Genomic DNA, 19610 nt, shown 5'->3' with positions numbered 1-19610 from the left:
TCAGATGATTTATTAATCTAAAGGCCATCTGAAAACTCCCCCTTTCATCAAATCTTACAAGCCCCGCCCGCGCAGCCGTCATCCTGAATATCGGTCTGCGTATCGTCCGCGCCGTCGCGGGTGTTATGGTAGTACAGGGTTTTGACGCCGTATTTGTAGGCGGTCAGCAGGTCTTTGAGCATTTGTTTCATAGAAACTTTGCCGCCTTCGAATTTGCCCGGGTCGTAGGCGGTATTGGCGGAAATCGATTGATCGACGAATTTTTGCATCACGCCGACAAGTTTCAGGTAGCCTTCGTTGCCGGGAAGCTGCCACAGGGTTTCATAGGCATTTTTCAGGGTTTCAAACTCCGGCACGACTTGCTTCAGAATGCCGTCTTTCGATGCTTTGACCGTTACCAATCCGCGCGGCGGCTCGATGCCGTTGGTGGCGTTGGCGATTTGAGAGCTGGTTTCAGACGGCATGAGCGCGGTCAGAGTAGAGTTGCGCAGGCCGTATTTGACGATTTCGGCACGCAGGCTTTCCCAATCGTAATGCAAAGGCTCGCCGCAGACGGCATCCAAATCTTTTTTGTAGGTGTCGATGGGCAGTTTGCCTTGCGAATAAACGGTTTGGTTAAAGAGCGTACACGCACCGTATTCTTTGGCAAGGTTTGCCGATGCTTTGAGCAGGTAATACTGTATGGCTTCAAAGGTACGGTGGGTCAGACCGAGCGCGGAGCCGTCGCTGTAGCGGACACCGTTTTTCGCCAGATAATAAGCATAGTTGATGACGCCGATGCCGAGCGAACGGCGACCCATAGTAGAGGTACGCGCGGCTTCTACCGGATATCCCTGATAATCTAAAAGTGCATCGAGTGCGCGCACAGTCAAATCGGCAAGCCCTTCCAATTCGTCCAGGCTGTTTAATGCGCCCAAGTTGAAGGCGGACAGGGTACACAGGGCGATTTCGCCGTTCGGATCGTTGATATTGTCCAGCGGTTTGGTCGGCAGGGCGATTTCCATACACAAGTTGGACTGATGAACAGGCGCGACGCGCGGATCGAACGGGCTGTGCGTATTGCAGTGATCGACGTTTTGAATGTAGATGCGCCCGGTTCCGGCACGCTCCTGCATCAGCGTGGAAAACAGGTCGGCAGCCGGAATGATGCGCTTGCGGATATCAGGGTCTTGCTCGTATTTCGTATAGAGCCGCTCAAATTCGTCTTGGTCGGCAAAAAACGCTTCGTACAATCCCGGAACCTCGTTGGGCGAAAACAGCGTAATGTTGCCGCCCTTAATCAGGCGGGTGTACAGTAGGCGGTTGATTTGCACACCGTAATCAAGCTGGCGGATACGGTTGTCTTCCACGCCCCGGTTGTTTTTCAACACCAGCAGGCTTTCGGCTTCGATATGCCACAAGGGGTAGAACAAGGTTGCCGCGCCGCCGCGCACGCCGCCTTGCGAACAGGATTTGACCGCCGCCTGAAACATTTTGAAAAACGGGATGCAGCCGGTATGCCGCGCTTCGCCGCCCCGGATTTCGCTGTCCAAACCGCGGATACGTCCGGCATTGATGCCGATGCCCGCACGCTGGGAAACGTATTTCACAATCGCGCTGGTAGTGGCATTGATGGAATCCAAACTATCGTCGCATTCAATCAGCACACAGCTTGAGAACTGGCGCGTAGGCGTACGCACGCCGCTCATAATCGGGGTCGGCAGCGATACTTTAAATGTGGAAACGGCATCGTAAAACCGTTTGACGTAATCGAGGCGTGTTTCTTTGGGATATTTGCTGAAAAGACACATCGCCACCAGAACATATAAGAACTGCGGTGTTTCATAAATCTGGCGGGTAACGCGGTTCTGTACCAGATATTTGCCTTCGAGCTGTTTGACAGCGGCATAGGAAAAGGACATATCGCGTTCGTGGTCGATATAGGCGTTCAGCTCGTCAAATTCTTCGCGGCTGTAATCCTCAAGGATATGCCTGTCGTATTTTGCGGCATCGGTAAGTTTTTTAACGTGGTCGTAAAGGTGCGGCGGCTCGTACTCGCCGTAGGCTATTTTACGCAGATGGAAAATCGCCAAACGCGCGGCAAGGTATTGGTAGTCCGGGGTATCTTCCGAAATTAAATCGGCAGCGGCTTTGATGATGGTTTCGTGGATGTCGTCGGTGCGGATGCCGTTGTAGAACTGGATGTGCGATTTCAACTCGACCTGAGATACGGAAACATTTTCCAATCCGTCCGCCGCCCAAGTGACGACACGGTGAATCTTATCCAAATCAATGGCTTCTAATCTTCCGTCTCGTTTGGTTACTTTCAAATCAGTCGGTGTATTCATCGCTTCCTCTTCCACTCTTGATATTCAAGACACAGTCTTTTCAAATAAATTAAGGCAGACAATATAGTGGATTTTTGGCATTTTCTCCAGTCTTGACAACGGTTGCATTTTTCAGTTTCAGGCAATGCGCGATAAAACCCGCCTGTCGTATTTTTCCTATAATATTTGTTTTATCTGATAATTCTTTACCGATAAAAAACGGGTAAATTTTTTGCCTTTTGACCGGCTCCGGCTACAAGGCGGTGAAATAAGGATTTTCCGACGAAAAAGGAAAGCTTCCGGTTTTCTGCCCCTGCGAATTGTTAAATTTTGCAAAGTATGATTTTGCCGCGCCGCCGCCGACAAATTCCATTTTCTTACCGATTGAAATTTATTATTGAGATTAATGTGTTATTTGAATCCGCATATCAAACGGCAAGTTTTGTCGGCTGAATGAGTCTGAAACTGCCGACAATTTGCCCGTTCCATCCTTCCATCCTATACTGGAAGGAATGACAAACTGAAAGGATCGTCATATCTGTCAAAAAGATGCTTGCCATACTGTTGTCTGCAATATTGGGACTGGTATCGACAACTGCCGCTGCCGGTACGTCAGAACCCGCCCACCGCCATACCAAACATATCCGCAAGGCAAACAAGCAGATGCTGCACCCCGAATGCAGGAAATATTTGGAACGCCGTGCCGCGTGGTACCGATCGCAAGGCAACGTGCAGGAATTGCGCGAAAACAAAAAGGCGCGCAAAGCATTCCGCTCCCTGCCTTATAAGGAACAGAAAACCCAATGCCAGGCGGCTTATGAGGCTTTCGATGATTTCGACGGCAGCAGGTTCCGCCGTTAATCCCATATAAAATATGCCGTCTGAACACAGGTTCAGACGGCATATTTTATGAATACAACAAACTATCCTTACGCCATTTCGTTTGAGGTCCTCCCGTTGCCGCAGCCTTAATATAGTGGATTAAATTTAAATCAGGACAAGGCGACGAAGCCGCAGACAGTACAGATGGTACGGAACCGACTCACTTGGTGCTTCAGCACCTTAGAGAATCGTTCTCTTTGAGCTAAGGCGAGGCCAACGCTGTACTGGTTTTTGTTAATCCACTATACATCCACAAAAGCGAATCATACTGCCACATTCCGACAACCGGTTTCAGACAGCGATATCCGCATCGTCGGCGACAACGGCACGGATGCTTTCTTCGATTTTATCTTTTAAAGCATAACGGTCTTCGCTTTCCGCCGCATCCGCCACGCAAACGAAATCGACTTTTATCGTCAATTTTTTCATAGACACGATGCGCCACAGGCAGGTCGGCAAACCGACATCGGCATATGAGGGACGAGCCGTCCTTTTTCCCGTTTCGTCATAATAACGCAGCGCGACCGCCAAAACCTTTGCCCCCGCATCGATGGCGGATTGGAACAGCGCGGCTTTGAACGGCAAAAGCCCCAATCCGGAGGAAGTCCGCGCTTCGGGGAAAAAACTGACGTTTTGACCGCGTTGCAAGGTTTCGCAGACGGCGCGGTTAATCGGTTCGATGTCGCGCCGCGAATTGCGGTTGATGAACACCGTTCCCGCGTTCTGCCCCATCTTGCCCAATACCGGCCAGCTTTTGATTTCCTGCTTGGCGATAAAGCTGCTCGGATAAACCGCGCTCATCGCGAAAATATCCAGCCAGGACACGTGGTTGGCGGCAACCAAGACACCGTTCGGATGTTCGGGTGCGGGTCTGCCCACCTCCAATCCGATATCCAAAGCCGCCAAAACCCCCCTGCCCAACTCGATTACCGCCCGATTGCGCGACTCGGGGCAACCGCCGTCAATACCGCGCAGGTTTTTCCCGGTTTTGAACAGCCAGACCGCCAAACGGCACAAGCGGCGCAGACGTGTAAAAAATGAAGCTTTATTTGAAGACATGAGCAATTCTTTCCCGATAATCGGTGTTTGTTGTTGAAACGTTCGGACGGCATACCGATAAAATGCCGTCTGAAACCGTTTTCAGCCCTATTTCTGACAGTTCGGGCAATAAAACGTGCCGCGCTGCCCCAAAGTTTCTTTCACAACCAAACCGCCGCACCGGGGGCACGGCTGATTGTGCCGCCCGTACACCGTATATTCCTGTTGGAAGTAGCCGCTTTTGCCGTCGCTGTCCACAAAATCCCTCAAGGTACTGCCGCCCGTTTCAATGGCGCGCTGCAACACCGCTTTGACGGTTTCAACCAAAAGCGCGCACTCTTTCTTTTTCAGACGGTTGGCAGGACGGTGGGGCGAAATGCCCGCTCTGAACAGGCTCTCATTGGCATAAATATTGCCCACACCGACCACGACCGCATTGTCCATCAGGGCAAGTTTGACCGCCCGTTTCTGCGCCTTCAGCCTTTCGTACAGATAATCCGCACAAAATGCTTCCGACAGAGGTTCCGGCCCCAGTTTTTCCAGCAGCGGATGATGCTCTTCAATTCCCTCATACCAAAGTATCGCGCCGAACTTTCTCGGATCGCGGTAACGCATGACCGTGCCGTCTGAAAACACAATATCGACGTGATCGTGTCTGTCCGGCCTGCCGATACGTCCGTCCGACGGCGTAAAAATCCGCAAGCTGCCCGACATCCCCAAGTGAATCAGCAAAATCCCCGTTTGGAAACGGACAATCAGATACTTCGCCCGCCTGCCGCAGGACAAAACCTGCCGGCCGGACAAAATCTCCCCCAAATCGGGATTGATCTGCCAGCGCAGCTTCAATTGGCGCAATACCACGGCTTCCACCGTTTTCCCTTCAATATGCGGCGCGATGCCGCGCAACGTCGTTTCCACTTCCGGCAATTCAGGCATAACCCCTCCCGACATTTCTTCTGACAGATGCCGTCTGAAAGACGGCTGTCCCTAATCCGCAACCCTTGCCGCACCCGCCGCAAGGGCTTTGCCGCCCAAATACCCGTCCCACTCGGGCAGGGGCGTTACGCCCGCCGCCCTTTTGACCAAAACCAAACCGTACACTGCGGCACATTGCGGCCACCAACGGTCGCCCGCCTTTTCCATAAACCGCCAAAAGCGTATTTGCCCGATCGACGAAACGGGCGGCAGATACACCATAAATTTCCCAAATTCAATATCGAAACCGACATCCGCAAGCTGCCTTTTCAACTCGGGCAGCGGCAGACAAAACCGTTTTTCCGGCAGGCGTTCGCCGTCAAACCAACGGCTGAATCCCCAGAGCGAATACGGATTGAAACCCGTCAGCATCAAGCGTCCGCACGGTTTCAATATCCGGTGCACCTCGGACAGGATTTGCGAAGGGATACCGCCTTCAAGCGTATGCGGAAAAAGCAGCATATCCGCAGAAACATCCGCCAAAGCCATATTCTCCGCCGACATCGACATATCTCGCGGCACACAGACAACATCTTCAGACAGGCTCAGCCACGGACCGCCCACCTGAACCGCACACATTCCCGAAAAACGGTATGAATCTAGATACCGCCCGAAGAAATCCTGTTCCAATTTTGCAACATACCGCCCCATCGCCGTATCTTCAAACCATGCATCCATATTGCGTCCGTTTCAAACAGATTGCCTGCCGATATTCTATTCCAAACAGGATTTCTGTCAAAAAACACATCGGCCGCCCATTTCCGAATCCGCATAAAGTTCCTGTAAAACTTGACGCTTTTTCAGTCAAACAGTACCATCGGACGATAAAATATGTTTATTCCGCCGATATAAATCATGTCCAAACTCAAAACCATCGCCCTGACCGCGTCAGGTCTGTCCGTTTGTCCGGGTTTCCTATACGCCCAAAACACCTCATCACACCAAATCGGTTTGGCGATTATGCGCTTAAACTCTTCAATACTCGACCTGCCACCGACAAAACAATATTTCCAATCCGGCAGCCTGTGGAGCGAGCTGCGCCAAGGCTTCCGGATGGGCGAAGTCAATCCCGAACTGGTACGCCGCCACGAAAGCAAATTCATCGCAAGCCACAGCTATTTCAACAGGGTCATCAACCGGAGTAGACCCTATATGTACCATATCGCCAACGAAGTCAAAAAACGCAATATGCCCGCCGAAGCCGCCCTGCTTCCCTTCATCGAAAGCGCGTTCGTCACCAAAGCCAAATCACACGTCGGCGCATCAGGATTATGGCAGTTTATGCCCGCTACCGGCAGGCATTACGGCCTGGAAAAAACACCGGTTTACGACGGCAGGCACGACGTTTACGCCGCCACCGATGCCGCACTCAACTATCTGCAATACCTCTATGGACTGTTCGGCGACTGGCCGCTTGCCTTTGCCGCCTACAACTGGGGTGAAGGCAACGTCGGACGCGCCATCAACCGCGCCCGCGCCCAAGGGCTCGAACCGACCTACGAAAACCTGCGTATGCCCAACGAAACGCGCAACTATGTCCCCAAGCTGCTCGCCGTGCGCAACATCATTGCCGCCCCCCAATCTTTCGGCATGAATATCAGCGACATAGACAACAAACCGTATTTTCAGGCAGTCGAACCGGACCGTCCGCTCGACAACGAAGCCATCGCCCGGCTTGCCGGCATCACGCAAAGCGAGCTGCTCGCCCTAAACCCCGCATTCAACGTCCCCGCGTTCATCCCCAAAAGCAAACGCAAACTGCTGCTTCCTGTCGCGTCCGTACAAACCTTCCAAAGCAACTACCTCAACGCCGCACCCGACAGCCTGTTTTCATGGGAAGTCTATACGCCTGCCGCCAAAACCAGCTTGTCCGACATCTCGACGGCAACCGGCATGAGCATTGCCGACATCAAACGCCTCAACAACCTGAACGGCAACCTTGTCAACGCAGGACGCAGCATCCTTGTCGCCAAGAACGGCAAAACCCTTCAGACGGCATCGGAATCCGTCGTTTCCATCGACATCGACAATACGCCCAACACCTACCGTTCCAATATGCCGGCAGGCACGGTGAACGTCGGCATTGCCCGAATCCGACCCGCCGCCGCACAGACAGCGGACATTACCGTCGCACCTTTGCCGCAGAAAACCGTCCGTACGGAACCCGATCCCCTTGTCCGTATTGCCGAACCTGCCCTTGCGACAGCCGCAGCGCAACCTCAAACCGAAAAACAGACCGCCATGCCGTCTGAAACCCAAACCGCAACACTCGCGCAGATCGTCCCCCAAAACGACATGCAGGCGGCAGACGAACTCATGCAGCTTGTTGCCCGAAACAACCTGCGCCGACAGGCTGAAGAAACCATCTCTGCCGTCATCGGCACGCCTGACACAGTTGCCGAACACAACATTTCCTCATCTCCGCAACATACCGTTGCCGCCGACGGCAAACGCCGGGTACGTTTGGAAACGCGCGTAGCCAAAGCTGCCGACGGCGAAGCCGAAATCTCCCCGCTCCATGCCAGCATCCACCGCGTTGTAGAAGGCGACACCCTGTTCAACATTGCCAAACGCTACAACGTCAGTGTAGCCGACCTGATTGTCGCCAACAACATCAAAGGCAACACCATCCAAAAAGGACAGGTACTCCGCCTGGCGCAGGCAGCCCCTGCCCAAACCCGTATTGAAAAAGTATCCTACACCGCGCGCAAAGGCGACACCTTCAAAAGTATCGCCGCGCGCTTCAATATCCATATCGACGACATCCGCCGGCTCAATCCCAACCTGAACACCATCAATCCGGGACAGAGGGTCAAACTGATTGGAAGCTGATTCGGATACGGCACATGACAGGACTTTCTCAGTCCTGTCTTTTTCATCCCACATTTCCCATACCATCATGAAACTTATCAAATACCTGCAATATCAAGGCATAGGAAGCCGCAAGCAGTGCCAATGGCTGATTGCCGGCGGTTATGTTTTCATCAACGGAACCTGCATGGACGACACCGATGCAGACATCGATTCCTCATCCGTCGAAACGTTGGATATTGACGGGGAAGCAGTAACCGTCGTTCCCGAACCCTATTTCTACATCATGCTCAACAAGCCTGAAGATTACGAAACTTCGCACAAACCCAAGCACTACCGCAGCGTATTCAGCCTGTTCCCCGACAATATGCGGAACATCGATATGCAGGCGGTCGGCAGGCTGGATGCAGATACGACCGGCGTATTGCTGATTACCAACGACGGCAAACTGAACCACAGCCTGACTTCGCCGAGCAGAAAAATTCCCAAGCTGTACGAAGTAACGCTCAAACACCCCACAGGAGAAACGCTCTGCGAAACCTTGAAAAACGGCGTGCTGCTCCACGACGAAAACGAAACCGTTTGTGCCGCCGATGCCGTTTTGAAAAACCCGACCACCCTGCTGCTGACCATTACCGAAGGAAAATACCACCAAGTCAAACGCATGATCGCCGCCGCCGGCAACCGCGTGCAACACCTTCATCGCCGGCGATTCGCACATCTGGAAACAGAAAACCTCAAACCCGGGGAATGGAAATTTATCGAATGTCCAAAATTCTGAAATAACATCCAAGAATTCCATTTATATTCATCCACATACTCATTAAATATATGGTTTAACCCAATTTAACGCAAAAAATCAATTTACGATATAATCCATTTGTCTGAGTAACGCCTGTTCAAGCAGGCTTATGAGTAAGACGTTTTCCCCGTAATGTGTTTTGCCATCTATACTTCTCCCCTTGTATAGATGGTTTTTTTATCTTCGTTTACTACACATACTACATATGTTACTGACGCAGCATTCCCGATCATATGACATATGAAATTTTATTTCACCGTCCCAGTGTAGAAAAATAAACGATTCATCTATCTATAAAATCTGATTCAATCCTTGTTGATTTATGCAAATCAGAAATATCCATTATAAAATATAACTCTATTAGTGAAAATAACTACACACTTAAAAAACAATCAGTCAGTTCCTGTTAAAAAACGCGTGTAGAAATTCCATCTCATCTTAATCAAACACTGTTGCAATATGTCTTCCAACACCAATCGTCAAACCTGATCCAGCCGATTAACCTAAGTGGAGTATCTGACCACTACCATTCCCACGCATTTTGAGATTGAGCGAACACGCCTTGCCGATGTTATTTTGACAAAATTATCCGATGACAAAGCGGTTAAATTGGCAAAGCAAATGCTTGATGAGCATGAATACATTGAGAGCCTACTTGTCAATACCGACCCAAGCGTCGACGATGTCAAGGAGCTTGCAAATGCTCTGTATGACCATATCCGCTTTGAAGAGCGAGAGCTTTTTCCCATTGCTGAGACGGTGCTAAGCGATGATGAGCTTTTTGCCATTTATGAGGCGAGTGATGAGAATGTAAAATGAACGAGTTAAAAGCTGGGCAATGGAATTAAAAAGCCAAACACCACGTTTGGCTTTCGTTTAATTTTAAAATTGCTAAAAGTTATTTAAACCCATCTTTTAATCCCACAATCTGATTAAACACAGGTTTATCGGTGCTATGCTCCACGCTGTCCGCCACAAAGTAGCTTTAATATTATAATATATCTGAATTTGAATTTTGGAATGAGTTATCAAAGATTATTGATGAATTTCACCATCAACATCCAGAGCTAAATGAGAGGATTGCTTTATTTGATTTAAAAAGACCAAAATTTGAAAAGGTGTGCCTAAATCGTGTTCGCTTTTTTACAAGAGGTTATCAAGATAACGCCAACCGTCCAGAACCCGTGGTTTGCGAACCAATTTGCAATCCAATATCACCACAGTTTCTAAGGTGTGTTGAACATTGATAACATTATTTGTAAAAATGATGAAAATTTTAACGCTTTTATTAGTTTTTGCATGAAAAACGTGCGATTTTTCTCATTTTTCATTGCAAATACCAAATATTCAACACACCCTAATGAGAGAATAGAAATGCTAGAAATCTATACCGATTCTTTTAATCAAGATCAATGCAGTAAAATCAATCGATTGCCAACTTTATCTCAGGGGTTGCCAAACAACTATATTTACAGAGAAAATGGGGTTGAATTTGGGTTGGTGCAAATACGCTACCCTGAACATATTGAATTGTTGCATCGTTGGATGAATATGCCCCATGTTATCCCTCAATGGCAACTCAATAAATCATTGTCTGAGCTGTCTGTTTATTTTGAAAAAATGTTGGCTGATGATCACCAGCGTTTGTATTTGGTTAGTATTAATGGCGAATGGGTTGGTTACGCCGAAGTTTATGAAGGGGCAAGGGATAGACTATCAGGGTATTATACAGCTGACAAAAATGATTTGGGTTGGCATTTGTTACTAGCAGAGGCACAGGCTGTTGGCAAAGGGTACTTGCGTGCCATCATGCGTCTACTAAGCTTTTTTATTTTTGAACATTCACCTGCTAAAAAAATTGTGGGTGAACCTGATGCAAGTGTAAAACCCTATGAGGTAGTCGCTCAAGAATTAAACTATATGCCCCAATATCAAATTGTAATGCCTGAAAAAACTGCAATGTTATATTTTTGTGACAAAGAAGGGTTTTATTGTAAGTTTGCCCATTATTTAAATGCCAGCATTAAAGAGTGATGTTATGCCTATTTTTCTAAATGCTATTCAGAACCCAAATAGCTCCTTACCTGTATTTTTACTCGATTTTTCAGGCGAGATTAGTCAAGATGCATTTGATGATTGGTTGATTGCTATGAGTGATTTGTTAGCCAGTGAGCAGAGTTTTGCCTTGATTTACCATAGTCGGACAGGGCTGACACTCCCTAATAACTACCGCCAAATTGAGGCGGTTTGGTACAAGACGCACAAAGAATCGTTCTTTAAATATTGCAAGGGATTAGTCAGAATTGTTGATGATGAGACTCAAAGACAAGCCTTAGACAGTCCTGCTTTTCATAAAGCATGGCGAGTGCCTTATGCGGTGGTGTTGTCACTGACTGAAGCCAAAGCATGGATAAACACTAAAATAGGGGCGGTCTGATGATTATCTCACAACAAAAAAATCGCCATCTTTTGACGATGGTGGCACTGTTATATGTTGCCCATGCCTTGCCTTTGTATTTTTTTAATGTGGCATTGCCTGCCATTTTAAGACATCAAGGCGTTGATATTAGGGTGATTGGCATGCTTTCACTTTTATATTTGCCGTGGGCGTTTAAATTTCTGTGGGCAAGTTATGTGGACAATTATTATTGTGCCAAAATCGGCAAACGCAAAACTTGGTTATTTTTTTACTCAAATTATCGTGGTAGTCGGGCTGTTTGGGCTTGGCTTTTTACAGTTTTCTGAGTCTGAGATTGTATTATTTCTGAGCATAAGTTTTTTGGTGTCTTTGGCAAGTGCCACCCAAGATATCGCTATTGATGGCTATACAGTGGAACAATTTGATAAGTCATCCTTTGGGCTGGCAAGTGCCATGCAAAGTTTTGGAGTGGCGTTTGGTAGTATGGTAGGCGGTGCTGGCACACTGTGGCTATATCAGAGATTTGATTGGCAAATGGCAACAATCAGTTTGGCAACAACTGTTGTGCTTATTTCGTGTTCACTATGGTTCTTAAAAGATCAAGACAATCCCAAACATGCTACCAATCTTTCCAAAGCAAGTCTTATTAGGCTTATCAAACGCCCGCAAACTAAATGGTTACTAGCTTTGATTGTGGTGTTTCGCTTTGTGGAAGCTCCGATGATGGCAATGCTAAATCCAATGCTTGTGGATTTTGGTTTTTCACTGTCTCAGATTGGGCTTTTGTTTTCGGTATTTGGAGCGATTGTTGGGATTGGTTCAGCACTTTTGGCAGGGGTATTAATCAAATATATCGACATTGTACGTTGTCTTATATTATTCGGATGGCTAAGAACGGCAGTTTATGCTTTGTTGTGTTTAGGATTGCTATATCCTTTATTGGGTGATTTTTTACCTGCGGTAGGTTTATTAAAAACAGGGTTTATGAGCTTGATGGCAATTAGTGTTTTGCTAATTTTATCTGTTCGCTATTTAACAATGACTGCCTTATATGCTCTGTTTATGAATGCTGCCAATCCCGACCAAGCTGGCACGGACTTTACTTTGTTTGTGTGCGTGGAGTTGCTTGTGTATTTTATCGGCGGGGCGATGAGTGGATTTTTAGTACATCAGTTTGGCTATGACAAGCTATTTTTGTGGCTTGCGATTGGTTCTGGGGTGTCAATGCTTATTTTGCCGACATTGATAAAAAAATTTTCCGTAACAGACTGTTAAACCGTAACAGACTGTTAAAATTTTACTTTTCCATAAGGAGTAATTTATGCGTCATTCCCACTATTTTCAATGGTTATCTTTGCCTTTACTAAGTGTGGCAGTAACTCAGCAGTTGTACGCTCAACCCAATGAGTCATTACCAACGGTTGAATTAGAGCCTGTGGTTATTACCATTGATAAGAGCGGTATGGCACTTGCCAATCGTATCACGCAAATGCCCCATACCACCAAAGTTATTTATGAAGAGCAAATTCAAGAGCAAGCAACAGGCTCTCGACAGCTTGCCGATGTGATGGCACAGCTCATTCCAAGTTTGGGGGTAAGTAGTGGCACTACCAGTAACTTTGGGCAAACCATGCACGGTCGTCAAGTGCAATTTTTGTTAAATGGCGTGCCTTTGACAGGTTCGCGAGACATCTCTAGACAGCTTAATAGTATCAATCCCAATCAAGTTGCTAGAATTGAAGTTTTATCAGGAGCAACCAGTATTTATGGGTCTGGAGCAACAGGCGGTTTGATTAATATCGTTACTAAGTCTGATTTGGAAGAGGAGCAATTTGAAACCCGCATCGGTGTACATGGTAGTAAATTATCCAGTGAAGGTATCGGTTATCAGGTAGGTCAGAGTGTAGCAGGTGTCAGCGAAAATGGTAATGTCCTTGCACGACTTGATGTCGACTATCGCACCACAGGAGGGGCATTTGATGCTAACGGTAAACGCATCGCTCCTGAGCCTGCCCAAACTGATAAGCAAGACAGCAAAAGCCTAAGTGTCAATACAAATGTTGATTGGCAACTTGACGACAAGCAAAATATCAATCTGGCATTGACGCATTATAACGACAAACAAGATACCGATTATGCACCTGATTATGGTAATCGCCTTGCGGTGTTGTTTGGAGAAAAGCCTTCATTAAATGCCATCAAAGGCTTATCATTATCAGAACAGCCAAAAACCACCAAAAGCACCTTTAATATCAACTATCATCATGATGATTTGTGGGGTAACACCATCAATACCAATGCTTATTATCGCAGAGAGAAAGGCAGATTTTATCCCTTTGTTGCCCCGTTTTCGATCGCCAAAGCCCTGCCTATTTTACAAAGCATGAATTCTTTGGATGCTTATACCAAGGATCTACAAGCTAGCGCCTATGGGGTGTTACAATCCGAATCCAAGGCAGATGTATTGGGAGCAAGACTGGCTTTGCAAAGAAAATTTGACCTTGCTCAAAAACCTGTACTACTTAGTTATGGTATCGATTATGAACAAGAAAAAAAACCGCCAAGGGGCGACAGGCTATGATTTGACTACCTTTATGCAAAGCAACGGCTTGGCATTTAAAGACACTGGCAACCGTTACACTTATGGACCTGACACCACCTTAAAAACCTACGGCATATTTGCCAATGCTAATGTTGCTTTGACAGATGATTTAAAAATATCGGCAGGTGTACGGCATCAAATTATAGACAGTAAAACAGATGGTTTTGTGCCACCCAGTGAGTCGCTATTAGCCGATTTATTAAACCAGAATAAAGTGCCGTATCAAGCAGGAACTGTCAATTCTGGCAAAGTGAAGCATCACAAAACCTTATTTAATCTTGGAGCAAATTACTCATTAACTCCAAATCACAGTATTTTTGCCAATTTTGGGCAAGGATATAGTTTACCTGATTTACAAAGGGTGCTAAGAGATGTTGGGACGGGTTTTGCGGTTAATTCTGATAATGTTGAGCCAATTTCAGTCAATAGTTATGATGTGGGTTGGGTGGGAACATTTGGCGATAGTCATGCTAAACTGACAGCATTTTATAATACATCAGACAAAGTCACTCAGTTTTTAAAAGATTATAGCGTGGTTGTTGCCGATACTGACGAACGTATCTATGGAGCAGAGTTTGAATTAAACCATAAAATTAACGATAGCTGGACCATGGGCGGTAGTATTGCCTATACACGGGGGCAATACAAAGATGCAAGCGGTCAATATCGAGAACTTGGGGCGTTTCGTATCAGCCCTACCAAAGCCACCGCTTTTGCTCAATATACTACGCCAAACGAACATAAGTTACGCTTACAACTACTTGCCATTGATGGTACACAAAGAGCTTACAAGGACAGCCTGATTGCCAAAACCAATCAAAATGTCCGCAAAACCCCGGAGGCTAGAATTTCAGGCTATGTCGTGGCGGATTTATTGGGTGAGATCAAACTACCTAAAGGTCAGTTAAACTTTGGGATTTATAACTTGACAAATAAAAAATATAAAAGTGTATTTAGTCAAGCTGCCAAAGTGACTTATGGTGAATTATCCAGCTTGTCTGCACAGGGGAGAAGTTATGGGATAAGTTATACCTTAAATTATTGATCAGCATTATGTGCCACAATACCACAAACATCGCCCTAGTGTTTGTGGTTTTTTTATTTTATAATAAAATTTAATTTACCAACAGGAACCCCCATGAAACGACACCCCACCTTACAGCCCCTATCTCGCCAGCACCATTTGGGCTTGGTCATCGCCAACAAAGCCAAATCCGTCACCGATGATGACAAACTTACCCACCATCAAGCCTTTATCCTGACCATTGCCGGCGCGACTGTCGGTTTCGGCGCGACGTGGCGTTTCCCGTATTTGGTCGGTGAAAACGGTGGTGGCGCGTATGTGTTTTTATTCTGTATCGCGATGCTGGTTATCGGCATCCCGATGATTTTGGTGGAAAATGTCATCGGACGGCGCAAAGGCGTGAACGCGCTGGATGCGTTCGGCGGCCCGATGAACGGCAAACCCATTGCCAAAATTTGGAAACTGGTCGGCTGGATGGGGCTGCTCGGCGCGTTCGGCATCATGGCTTATTACATGGTACTCGGCGGCTGGGTAATCAGCTATATCGTTAATATTATTGGAGGAAATTTGAATATTTCCAGCCCCGTCGACGGTGTGGTTACAAAAGGCTTCTTTGCCGAACACATTGAAACAGCCCTTGGGAAATTGCGTTTTATACGCTGCTTTTTGTCGCCGTGAACCAATGGATTTTGGTCAAAGGCGTTATCGGCGGCATTGAAAAAGCGGCAAAATAGCTGATGCCGCTGCTGTTTTTGTTCCTAATCGCGATGGTCGTCCGCAACGTTACCCTTCCGGGCGCAATGGAAGGGGTTGCTTTCTATCTGAAACCTGATTTCAGCAAGATTACCGCCGAACTGTTCGTCTTCGTTTTGGGGCAGGTATTTTTTGCCCTGAGCTTGGGTTTCGGCGTGATGATTACCTTGTCCAGCTATTTGGATAAAAACGAAAATCTGGTTCAGACGGCAGTTATCACGGCAATTACCAATACCATCATCGCCATACTTGCGGGCTTTATGATTTTCCCGTCGCTCTTCAGCTTCGGCGTTGCCCCCGATTCCGGCCCGACTTTGGTGTTCCAAAGCTTGCCGATTGTGTTCTCACATATGTGGGCGGGATCTGTGTTCGCCGTGATTTTCTTCTCGCTGCTCCTGATTGCCGCGTTGACAACTTCGCTGACCATTTATGAAGTGTTGATTACGACCATTCAGGAAAAAACCAAAATCCGCCGTACCGCCGCGATTACGATTGTATTGGCTGCCATCTTCATTTTCGGCAACATCCCGTCCATTCTGAGCTATGGTCCGTGGAAAGACGTTCCGTGTTCGGCAAAAATATTTTCGATGCCTTCGACTACATCAGCGGCAACATCTTGTTTATGCTGACCGCGCTCGGTTCCGCGCTGTTTGCCGGTTTTGTGATGAAGGACGAAGCGAAGGACGAATTGCTTTATAAAGGCAACCATACGACGGTCAATATTTGGTTTGCTTATGTGAAATATCTTGTGCCGCTGGTGATTCTGCTGATTTTCGTCAGCAACCTGTTCTAATCCGCAGCAATCGATGCCGTCTGAAGGTCATACCTCTTTCAGACAGCATTGCCTTGATGCCCGCCACAATACCCGCAACGCCGAAATCCGAACCGGCTTGCCGACTTCTGTCGGATGTTTCCGGGCAGGCGGCGTTCCGTCTGCTTAGACAATCGTCCTTTAAAACAGGTAGAATCCGCCCCAATGGGAAATACATCCTTCAGACGGCAAAACCCATACCCCAAACCATCAGGAATCCCCCTTATGAACAGACAAAAAGTCATCGCCATCGACGGCCCGGGCGCATCGGGCAAAGGCACGGTTGCCGCCCGCGTTGCCGCCGCATTGGGATACGATTATCTCGATACCGGCGCACTCTACCGCCTGACCGCCCTATATGCACAAAAACAAGGCGTAGGATGGCACGATGAAGAAAACGTTTCCGAACTGGCAAAAAAACTGCCCGCCGTATTTTCAGACAGCCGCATCCTGCTCGGCGGCGAAGACGTTTCAGACGGCATCCGGACAGAAGCCATCGGCATGGGCGCATCCGCAGTCGCACAGTTGCCTAAAGTCCGCGCCTCCCTGCTGCAACGCCAACGCGATTTTCTGACCGAAAAAGGACTGGTCGCCGACGGACGGGACACCGGATCGGTCGTCTTCCCCCAAGCCGAACTTAAAATCTTCCTGACGGCAGAATCCAAAATCCGTGCCGAACGCCGCGCCAAACAAATCGGCATCCCCTGCGAAGGTTTGGCATTCGAGCGCATCCTGTCCGACATCGAAGCCAGAGACGAGGCAGACCGAAACCGCAAGGTTGCCCCCCTGAAACAACAACCCGATGCCCTGCTTTTGGATACGAGCCGCCTGACTATAGAAGAAACTGTAAAAAAAGTGCTTGATTGGTATCGTAAAGTTTAAATTTTCAGGTATAATCGCCCGCATTGCGTTTCAGACAGCATGAATTTCCCCATATGCCGTCTGAAACCTTATTTACCCGTCTGCCCTGCCAAGGACGGCAGACATCCACCAACCCACCCCGCACCCCTTGGCGGTGTACCGAAAAGAGTTATATATGTCTATGGAAAATTTTGCTCAGCTGTTGGAAGAAAGCTTTACCCTGCAAGAAATGAACCCGGGTGAGGTGATTACCGCTGAAGTAGTGGCAATCGACCAAAACTTCGTTACCGTAAACGCAGGTCTGAAATCAGAATCCCTGATTGATGTAGCTGAATTCAAAAACGCTCAAGGCGAAATTGAAGTTAAAGTCGGCGACTTCGTTACCGTTACCATCGAATCCGTCGAAAACGGCTTCGGCGAAACCAAACTGTCCCGCGAAAAAGCCAAACGCGCTGCCGATTGGATTGCCCTGGAAGAAGCCATGGAAAACGGCAACATCCTGTCCGGCATCATCAACGGCAAAGTCAAAGGCGGCCTGACCGTTATGATTAGCAGCATCCGCGCATTCCTGCCGGGTTCTTTGGTCGACGTACGTCCTGTAAAAGACACTTCTCACTTCGAAGGCAAAGAGATCGAATTCAAAGTGATCAAACTGGACAAAAAACGCAACAACGTCGTTGTTTCCCGCCGCGCCGTTCTGGAAGCCACTTTGGGTGAAGAACGCAAAGCCCTGCTGGAAAACCTGCAAGAAGGCTCCGTCATCAAAGGCATCGTTAAAAACATTACCGATTACGGTGCATTCGTTGACTTGGGCGGCATCGACGGTCTGTTGCACATCACCGATTTGGCATGGCGGCGCGTGAAACACCCGAGCGAAGTCTTGGAAGTCGGTCAGGAAGTTGAAGCCAAAGTATTGAAATTCGACCAAGAAAAACAACGCGTTTCCTTGGGTATGAAACAACTGGGCGAAGATCCTTGGAGCGGTCTGACCCGCCGTTATCCGCAAGGCACCCGCCTGTTCGGCAAAGTATCCAACCTGACCGACTACGGCGCATTCGTCGAAATCGAACAAGGCATCGAAGGTTTGGTACACGTCTCCGAAATGGACTGGACCAACAAAAACGTACACCCGAGCAAAGTCGTACAACTGGGCGACGAAGTCGAAGTCATGATTTTGGAAATCGACGAAGGCCGCCGCCGTATCTCTTTGGGTATGAAACAATGCCAAGCCAATCCTTGGGAAGAATTTGCCGCCAACCACAACAAAGGCGACAAAATCTCCGGTGCGGTTAAATCCATTACCGATTTCGGCGTATTCGTCGGCCTGCCCGGCGGCATCGACGGTCTGGTTCACCTGTCCGACCTGTCCTGGACCGAATCCGGCGAAGAAGCCGTACGCAAATACAAAAAAGGCGAAGAAGTCGAAGCCGTCGTATTGGCAATCGACGTGGAAAAAGAACGCATCTCCTTGGGTATCAAACAACTGGAAGGCGATCCGTTCGGCAACTTCATCAGCGTGAACGACAAAGGTTCTTTGGTTAAAGGTTCCGTGAAATCTGTTGACGCCAAAGGTGCTGTTATCGCCCTGTCTGACGAAGTAGAAGGCTACCTGCCTGCTTCCGAATTTGCAGCCGACCGCGTTGAAGATTTGACCACCAAACTGAAAGAAGGCGACGAAGTTGAAGCCGTCATCGTTACCGTTGACCGCAAAAACCGCAGCATCAAACTTTCCGTTAAAGCCAAAGATGCCAAAGAAAGCCGCGAAGCACTGAACTCCGTCAATGCCGCCGCCAATGCGAATGCCGGCACCACCAGCTTGGGCGACCTGCTGAAAGCCAAACTCTCCGGCGAACAAGAATAAGGTTGCAGACATGACAAAGTCTGAGTTAATGGTTCGTTTGGCAGAAGTGTTTGCCGCCAAAAACGGCACGCATCTTCTGGCAAAAGACGTAGAGTACAGCGTAAAAGTCTTGGTTGACACCATGACTAGATCGCTTGCCCGAGGTCAACGCATCGAAATCCGCGGTTTCGGCAGCTTCGATTTGAACCATCGTCCTGCCCGCATCGGTCGCAATCCCAAAACCGGCGAGCGTGTGGAAGTACCTGAAAAACATGTACCCCACTTCAAGCCCGGTAAAGAATTGCGCGAGCGGGTCGACTTGGCTTTAAAAGAAAATGCCAATTAAACCTTAGCATCAAAACGCCGCTGTTACGCGGCGTTTTTTCTGTGGTTTAACTTCATCCGTTGCTTCAATACCTTGAGCCAAGCAAGCAACGGATTAGAGCGTGGATTTTTTTATAGTGGATTAACAAAAACCAGTACGGC

17 protein-coding genes and 3 pseudogenes are annotated in these 19610 nt (G+C 48.1%); 16 read left to right on the top strand and 4 right to left on the bottom strand.

The features are described 5' to 3' along the window. Positions 1-47: 47 nt before the first annotated feature. Positions 48-2327 (bottom strand): class 1a ribonucleoside-diphosphate reductase subunit alpha, encoded by a 2280-nt coding sequence (gene nrdA / locus HMPREF2959_RS05770; RefSeq protein ID WP_002229532.1) that lies wholly within the window; start codon positions 2325-2327, stop codon positions 48-50. Between the two features lie 528 nt (positions 2328-2855). On the opposite strand from nrdA, the gene HMPREF2959_RS05765 reads away from it, so the two are divergent. Continuing rightward, positions 2856-3167, top strand: coding sequence for a hypothetical protein (locus tag HMPREF2959_RS05765; protein WP_002243568.1), 312 nt, complete (start codon positions 2856-2858; stop codon positions 3165-3167). Between the two features lie 111 nt (positions 3168-3278). Then, positions 3279-3341 (top strand): annotated as a pseudogene (locus HMPREF2959_RS12880) (transposase); the annotation flags it as partial. A gap of 138 nt (positions 3342-3479) precedes the next feature. Here HMPREF2959_RS12880 and HMPREF2959_RS05760 read toward each other — a convergent pair. The 3 genes from HMPREF2959_RS05760 to HMPREF2959_RS05750 form a co-directional block, all read right to left on the bottom strand. Next, positions 3480-4247 carry a 1-acyl-sn-glycerol-3-phosphate acyltransferase gene (locus HMPREF2959_RS05760; protein WP_002223713.1) on the bottom strand — a complete coding sequence of 256 codons (768 nt, stop codon included), beginning with the start codon at positions 4245-4247 and terminating at the stop codon, positions 3480-3482. An 87-nt stretch (positions 4248-4334) separates the two neighbouring features. After that, the gene (mutM, locus tag HMPREF2959_RS05755) at positions 4335-5162 is read right to left on the bottom strand and encodes a DNA-formamidopyrimidine glycosylase (protein ID WP_002243569.1); all 828 of its coding nucleotides are present in this window, start codon (positions 5160-5162) and stop codon (positions 4335-4337) included. Between the two features lie 51 nt (positions 5163-5213). Further along, on the bottom strand, positions 5214-5879 hold the full coding sequence (locus tag HMPREF2959_RS05750; protein WP_002243570.1) for a class I SAM-dependent methyltransferase: 666 nt from the start codon (positions 5877-5879) through the stop codon (positions 5214-5216). 177 nt (positions 5880-6056) lie between these two features. Between HMPREF2959_RS05750 and HMPREF2959_RS05745 the strand changes: the two genes are divergently transcribed. The 14 genes and pseudogenes from HMPREF2959_RS05745 (at position 6057) to HMPREF2959_RS05695 (ending at position 19470) form a co-directional block, all read left to right on the top strand. Then, complete coding sequence (locus tag HMPREF2959_RS05745) at positions 6057-8033, top strand: LysM peptidoglycan-binding domain-containing protein (RefSeq protein ID WP_002243571.1); 1977 nt, start codon at positions 6057-6059, stop codon at positions 8031-8033. Positions 8034-8100: 67 nt separating this feature from the next. Then, positions 8101-8793, top strand: a complete 693-nt coding sequence (locus HMPREF2959_RS05740) for a 16S rRNA pseudouridine(516) synthase (protein WP_002225170.1) — start codon at positions 8101-8103, stop codon at positions 8791-8793. A gap of 528 nt (positions 8794-9321) precedes the next feature. Next, positions 9322-9633: a hemerythrin domain-containing protein gene (locus HMPREF2959_RS05735; RefSeq protein WP_002213365.1), complete on the top strand. Its 312-nt coding sequence runs from the start codon at positions 9322-9324 to the stop codon at positions 9631-9633. A gap of 179 nt (positions 9634-9812) precedes the next feature. After that, positions 9813-10061: an IucA/IucC family C-terminal-domain containing protein gene (locus HMPREF2959_RS13505; protein ID WP_079870940.1), complete on the top strand. Its 249-nt coding sequence runs from the start codon at positions 9813-9815 to the stop codon at positions 10059-10061. Next, on the top strand, positions 10051-10848 hold the full coding sequence (locus tag HMPREF2959_RS05730) for a GNAT family N-acetyltransferase (protein WP_269320909.1): 798 nt from the start codon (positions 10051-10053) through the stop codon (positions 10846-10848). The genes HMPREF2959_RS13505 and HMPREF2959_RS05730 overlap by 11 nt, the downstream gene beginning before the upstream one ends. A gap of 4 nt (positions 10849-10852) precedes the next feature. Further along, entirely contained in the window at positions 10853-11251 is a 399-nt protein-coding gene (locus HMPREF2959_RS05725) for a hypothetical protein (protein ID WP_002233960.1), read from the top strand. Beyond that, on the top strand, positions 11251-11559 hold the full coding sequence (locus tag HMPREF2959_RS13250) for a hypothetical protein (protein WP_371441783.1): 309 nt from the start codon (positions 11251-11253) through the stop codon (positions 11557-11559). The genes HMPREF2959_RS05725 and HMPREF2959_RS13250 overlap by 1 nt, the downstream gene beginning before the upstream one ends. Further along, positions 11447-12508 (top strand): MFS transporter, encoded by a 1062-nt coding sequence (locus HMPREF2959_RS05720; RefSeq protein ID WP_246829040.1) that lies wholly within the window; start codon positions 11447-11449, stop codon positions 12506-12508. Before HMPREF2959_RS13250 ends, HMPREF2959_RS05720 begins: the two co-directional genes overlap by 113 nt. Before the next feature lie 46 nt (positions 12509-12554). Beyond that, positions 12555-14880 (top strand): annotated as a pseudogene (locus HMPREF2959_RS13500) (TonB-dependent receptor). A gap of 150 nt (positions 14881-15030) precedes the next feature. Continuing rightward, positions 15031-16405, top strand: a pseudogene (locus HMPREF2959_RS13235) (sodium-dependent transporter). Between the two features lie 13 nt (positions 16406-16418). Then, a complete protein-coding gene (locus tag HMPREF2959_RS13385; protein WP_256373242.1) occupies positions 16419-16553 on the top strand; it encodes a hypothetical protein in 135 nt (44 codons plus the stop codon). 95 nt (positions 16554-16648) lie between these two features. Further along, positions 16649-17305: a (d)CMP kinase gene (gene cmk / locus HMPREF2959_RS05705; protein ID WP_002243579.1), complete on the top strand. Its 657-nt coding sequence runs from the start codon at positions 16649-16651 to the stop codon at positions 17303-17305. Between the two features lie 154 nt (positions 17306-17459). Then, the gene (gene rpsA / locus HMPREF2959_RS05700; protein WP_002239753.1) at positions 17460-19145 is read left to right on the top strand and encodes a 30S ribosomal protein S1; all 1686 of its coding nucleotides are present in this window, start codon (positions 17460-17462) and stop codon (positions 19143-19145) included. Positions 19146-19155: 10 nt separating this feature from the next. Continuing rightward, on the top strand, positions 19156-19470 hold the full coding sequence (locus tag HMPREF2959_RS05695; protein WP_002213349.1) for an integration host factor subunit beta: 315 nt from the start codon (positions 19156-19158) through the stop codon (positions 19468-19470). Positions 19471-19610 lie beyond the last annotated feature (140 nt).

The organism is Neisseria sp. HMSC070F02 (assembly GCF_001814225.1).
Taxonomy (GTDB): Bacteria; Pseudomonadota; Gammaproteobacteria; order Burkholderiales; family Neisseriaceae; genus Neisseria; species Neisseria meningitidis.
This window is presented reverse-complemented; position numbering and strand designations above follow the sequence as displayed.

Coding starts and splice junctions, on each gene's coding strand:
- nrdA (WP_002229532.1), bottom strand. CDS start 2,327: ATGAATACACCGACTGATTTGAAAGTAACCAAACGAGACGGAAGATTA.
- HMPREF2959_RS05765 (WP_002243568.1), top strand. CDS start 2,856: ATGCTTGCCATACTGTTGTCTGCAATATTGGGACTGGTATCGACAACT.
- HMPREF2959_RS05760 (WP_002223713.1), bottom strand. CDS start 4,247: ATGTCTTCAAATAAAGCTTCATTTTTTACACGTCTGCGCCGCTTGTGC.
- mutM (WP_002243569.1), bottom strand. CDS start 5,162: ATGCCTGAATTGCCGGAAGTGGAAACGACGTTGCGCGGCATCGCGCCG.
- HMPREF2959_RS05750 (WP_002243570.1), bottom strand. CDS start 5,879: ATGGATGCATGGTTTGAAGATACGGCGATGGGGCGGTATGTTGCAAAA.
- HMPREF2959_RS05745 (WP_002243571.1), top strand. CDS start 6,057: ATGTCCAAACTCAAAACCATCGCCCTGACCGCGTCAGGTCTGTCCGTT.
- HMPREF2959_RS05740 (WP_002225170.1), top strand. CDS start 8,101: ATGAAACTTATCAAATACCTGCAATATCAAGGCATAGGAAGCCGCAAG.
- HMPREF2959_RS05725 (WP_002233960.1), top strand. CDS start 10,853: ATGCCTATTTTTCTAAATGCTATTCAGAACCCAAATAGCTCCTTACCT.
- HMPREF2959_RS13250 (WP_371441783.1), top strand. CDS start 11,251: ATGATTATCTCACAACAAAAAAATCGCCATCTTTTGACGATGGTGGCA.
- HMPREF2959_RS05720 (WP_246829040.1), top strand. CDS start 11,447: ATGTGGACAATTATTATTGTGCCAAAATCGGCAAACGCAAAACTTGGT.
- HMPREF2959_RS13385 (WP_256373242.1), top strand. CDS start 16,419: ATGCCGTCTGAAGGTCATACCTCTTTCAGACAGCATTGCCTTGATGCC.
- cmk (WP_002243579.1), top strand. CDS start 16,649: ATGAACAGACAAAAAGTCATCGCCATCGACGGCCCGGGCGCATCGGGC.
- rpsA (WP_002239753.1), top strand. CDS start 17,460: ATGTCTATGGAAAATTTTGCTCAGCTGTTGGAAGAAAGCTTTACCCTG.
- HMPREF2959_RS05695 (WP_002213349.1), top strand. CDS start 19,156: ATGACAAAGTCTGAGTTAATGGTTCGTTTGGCAGAAGTGTTTGCCGCC.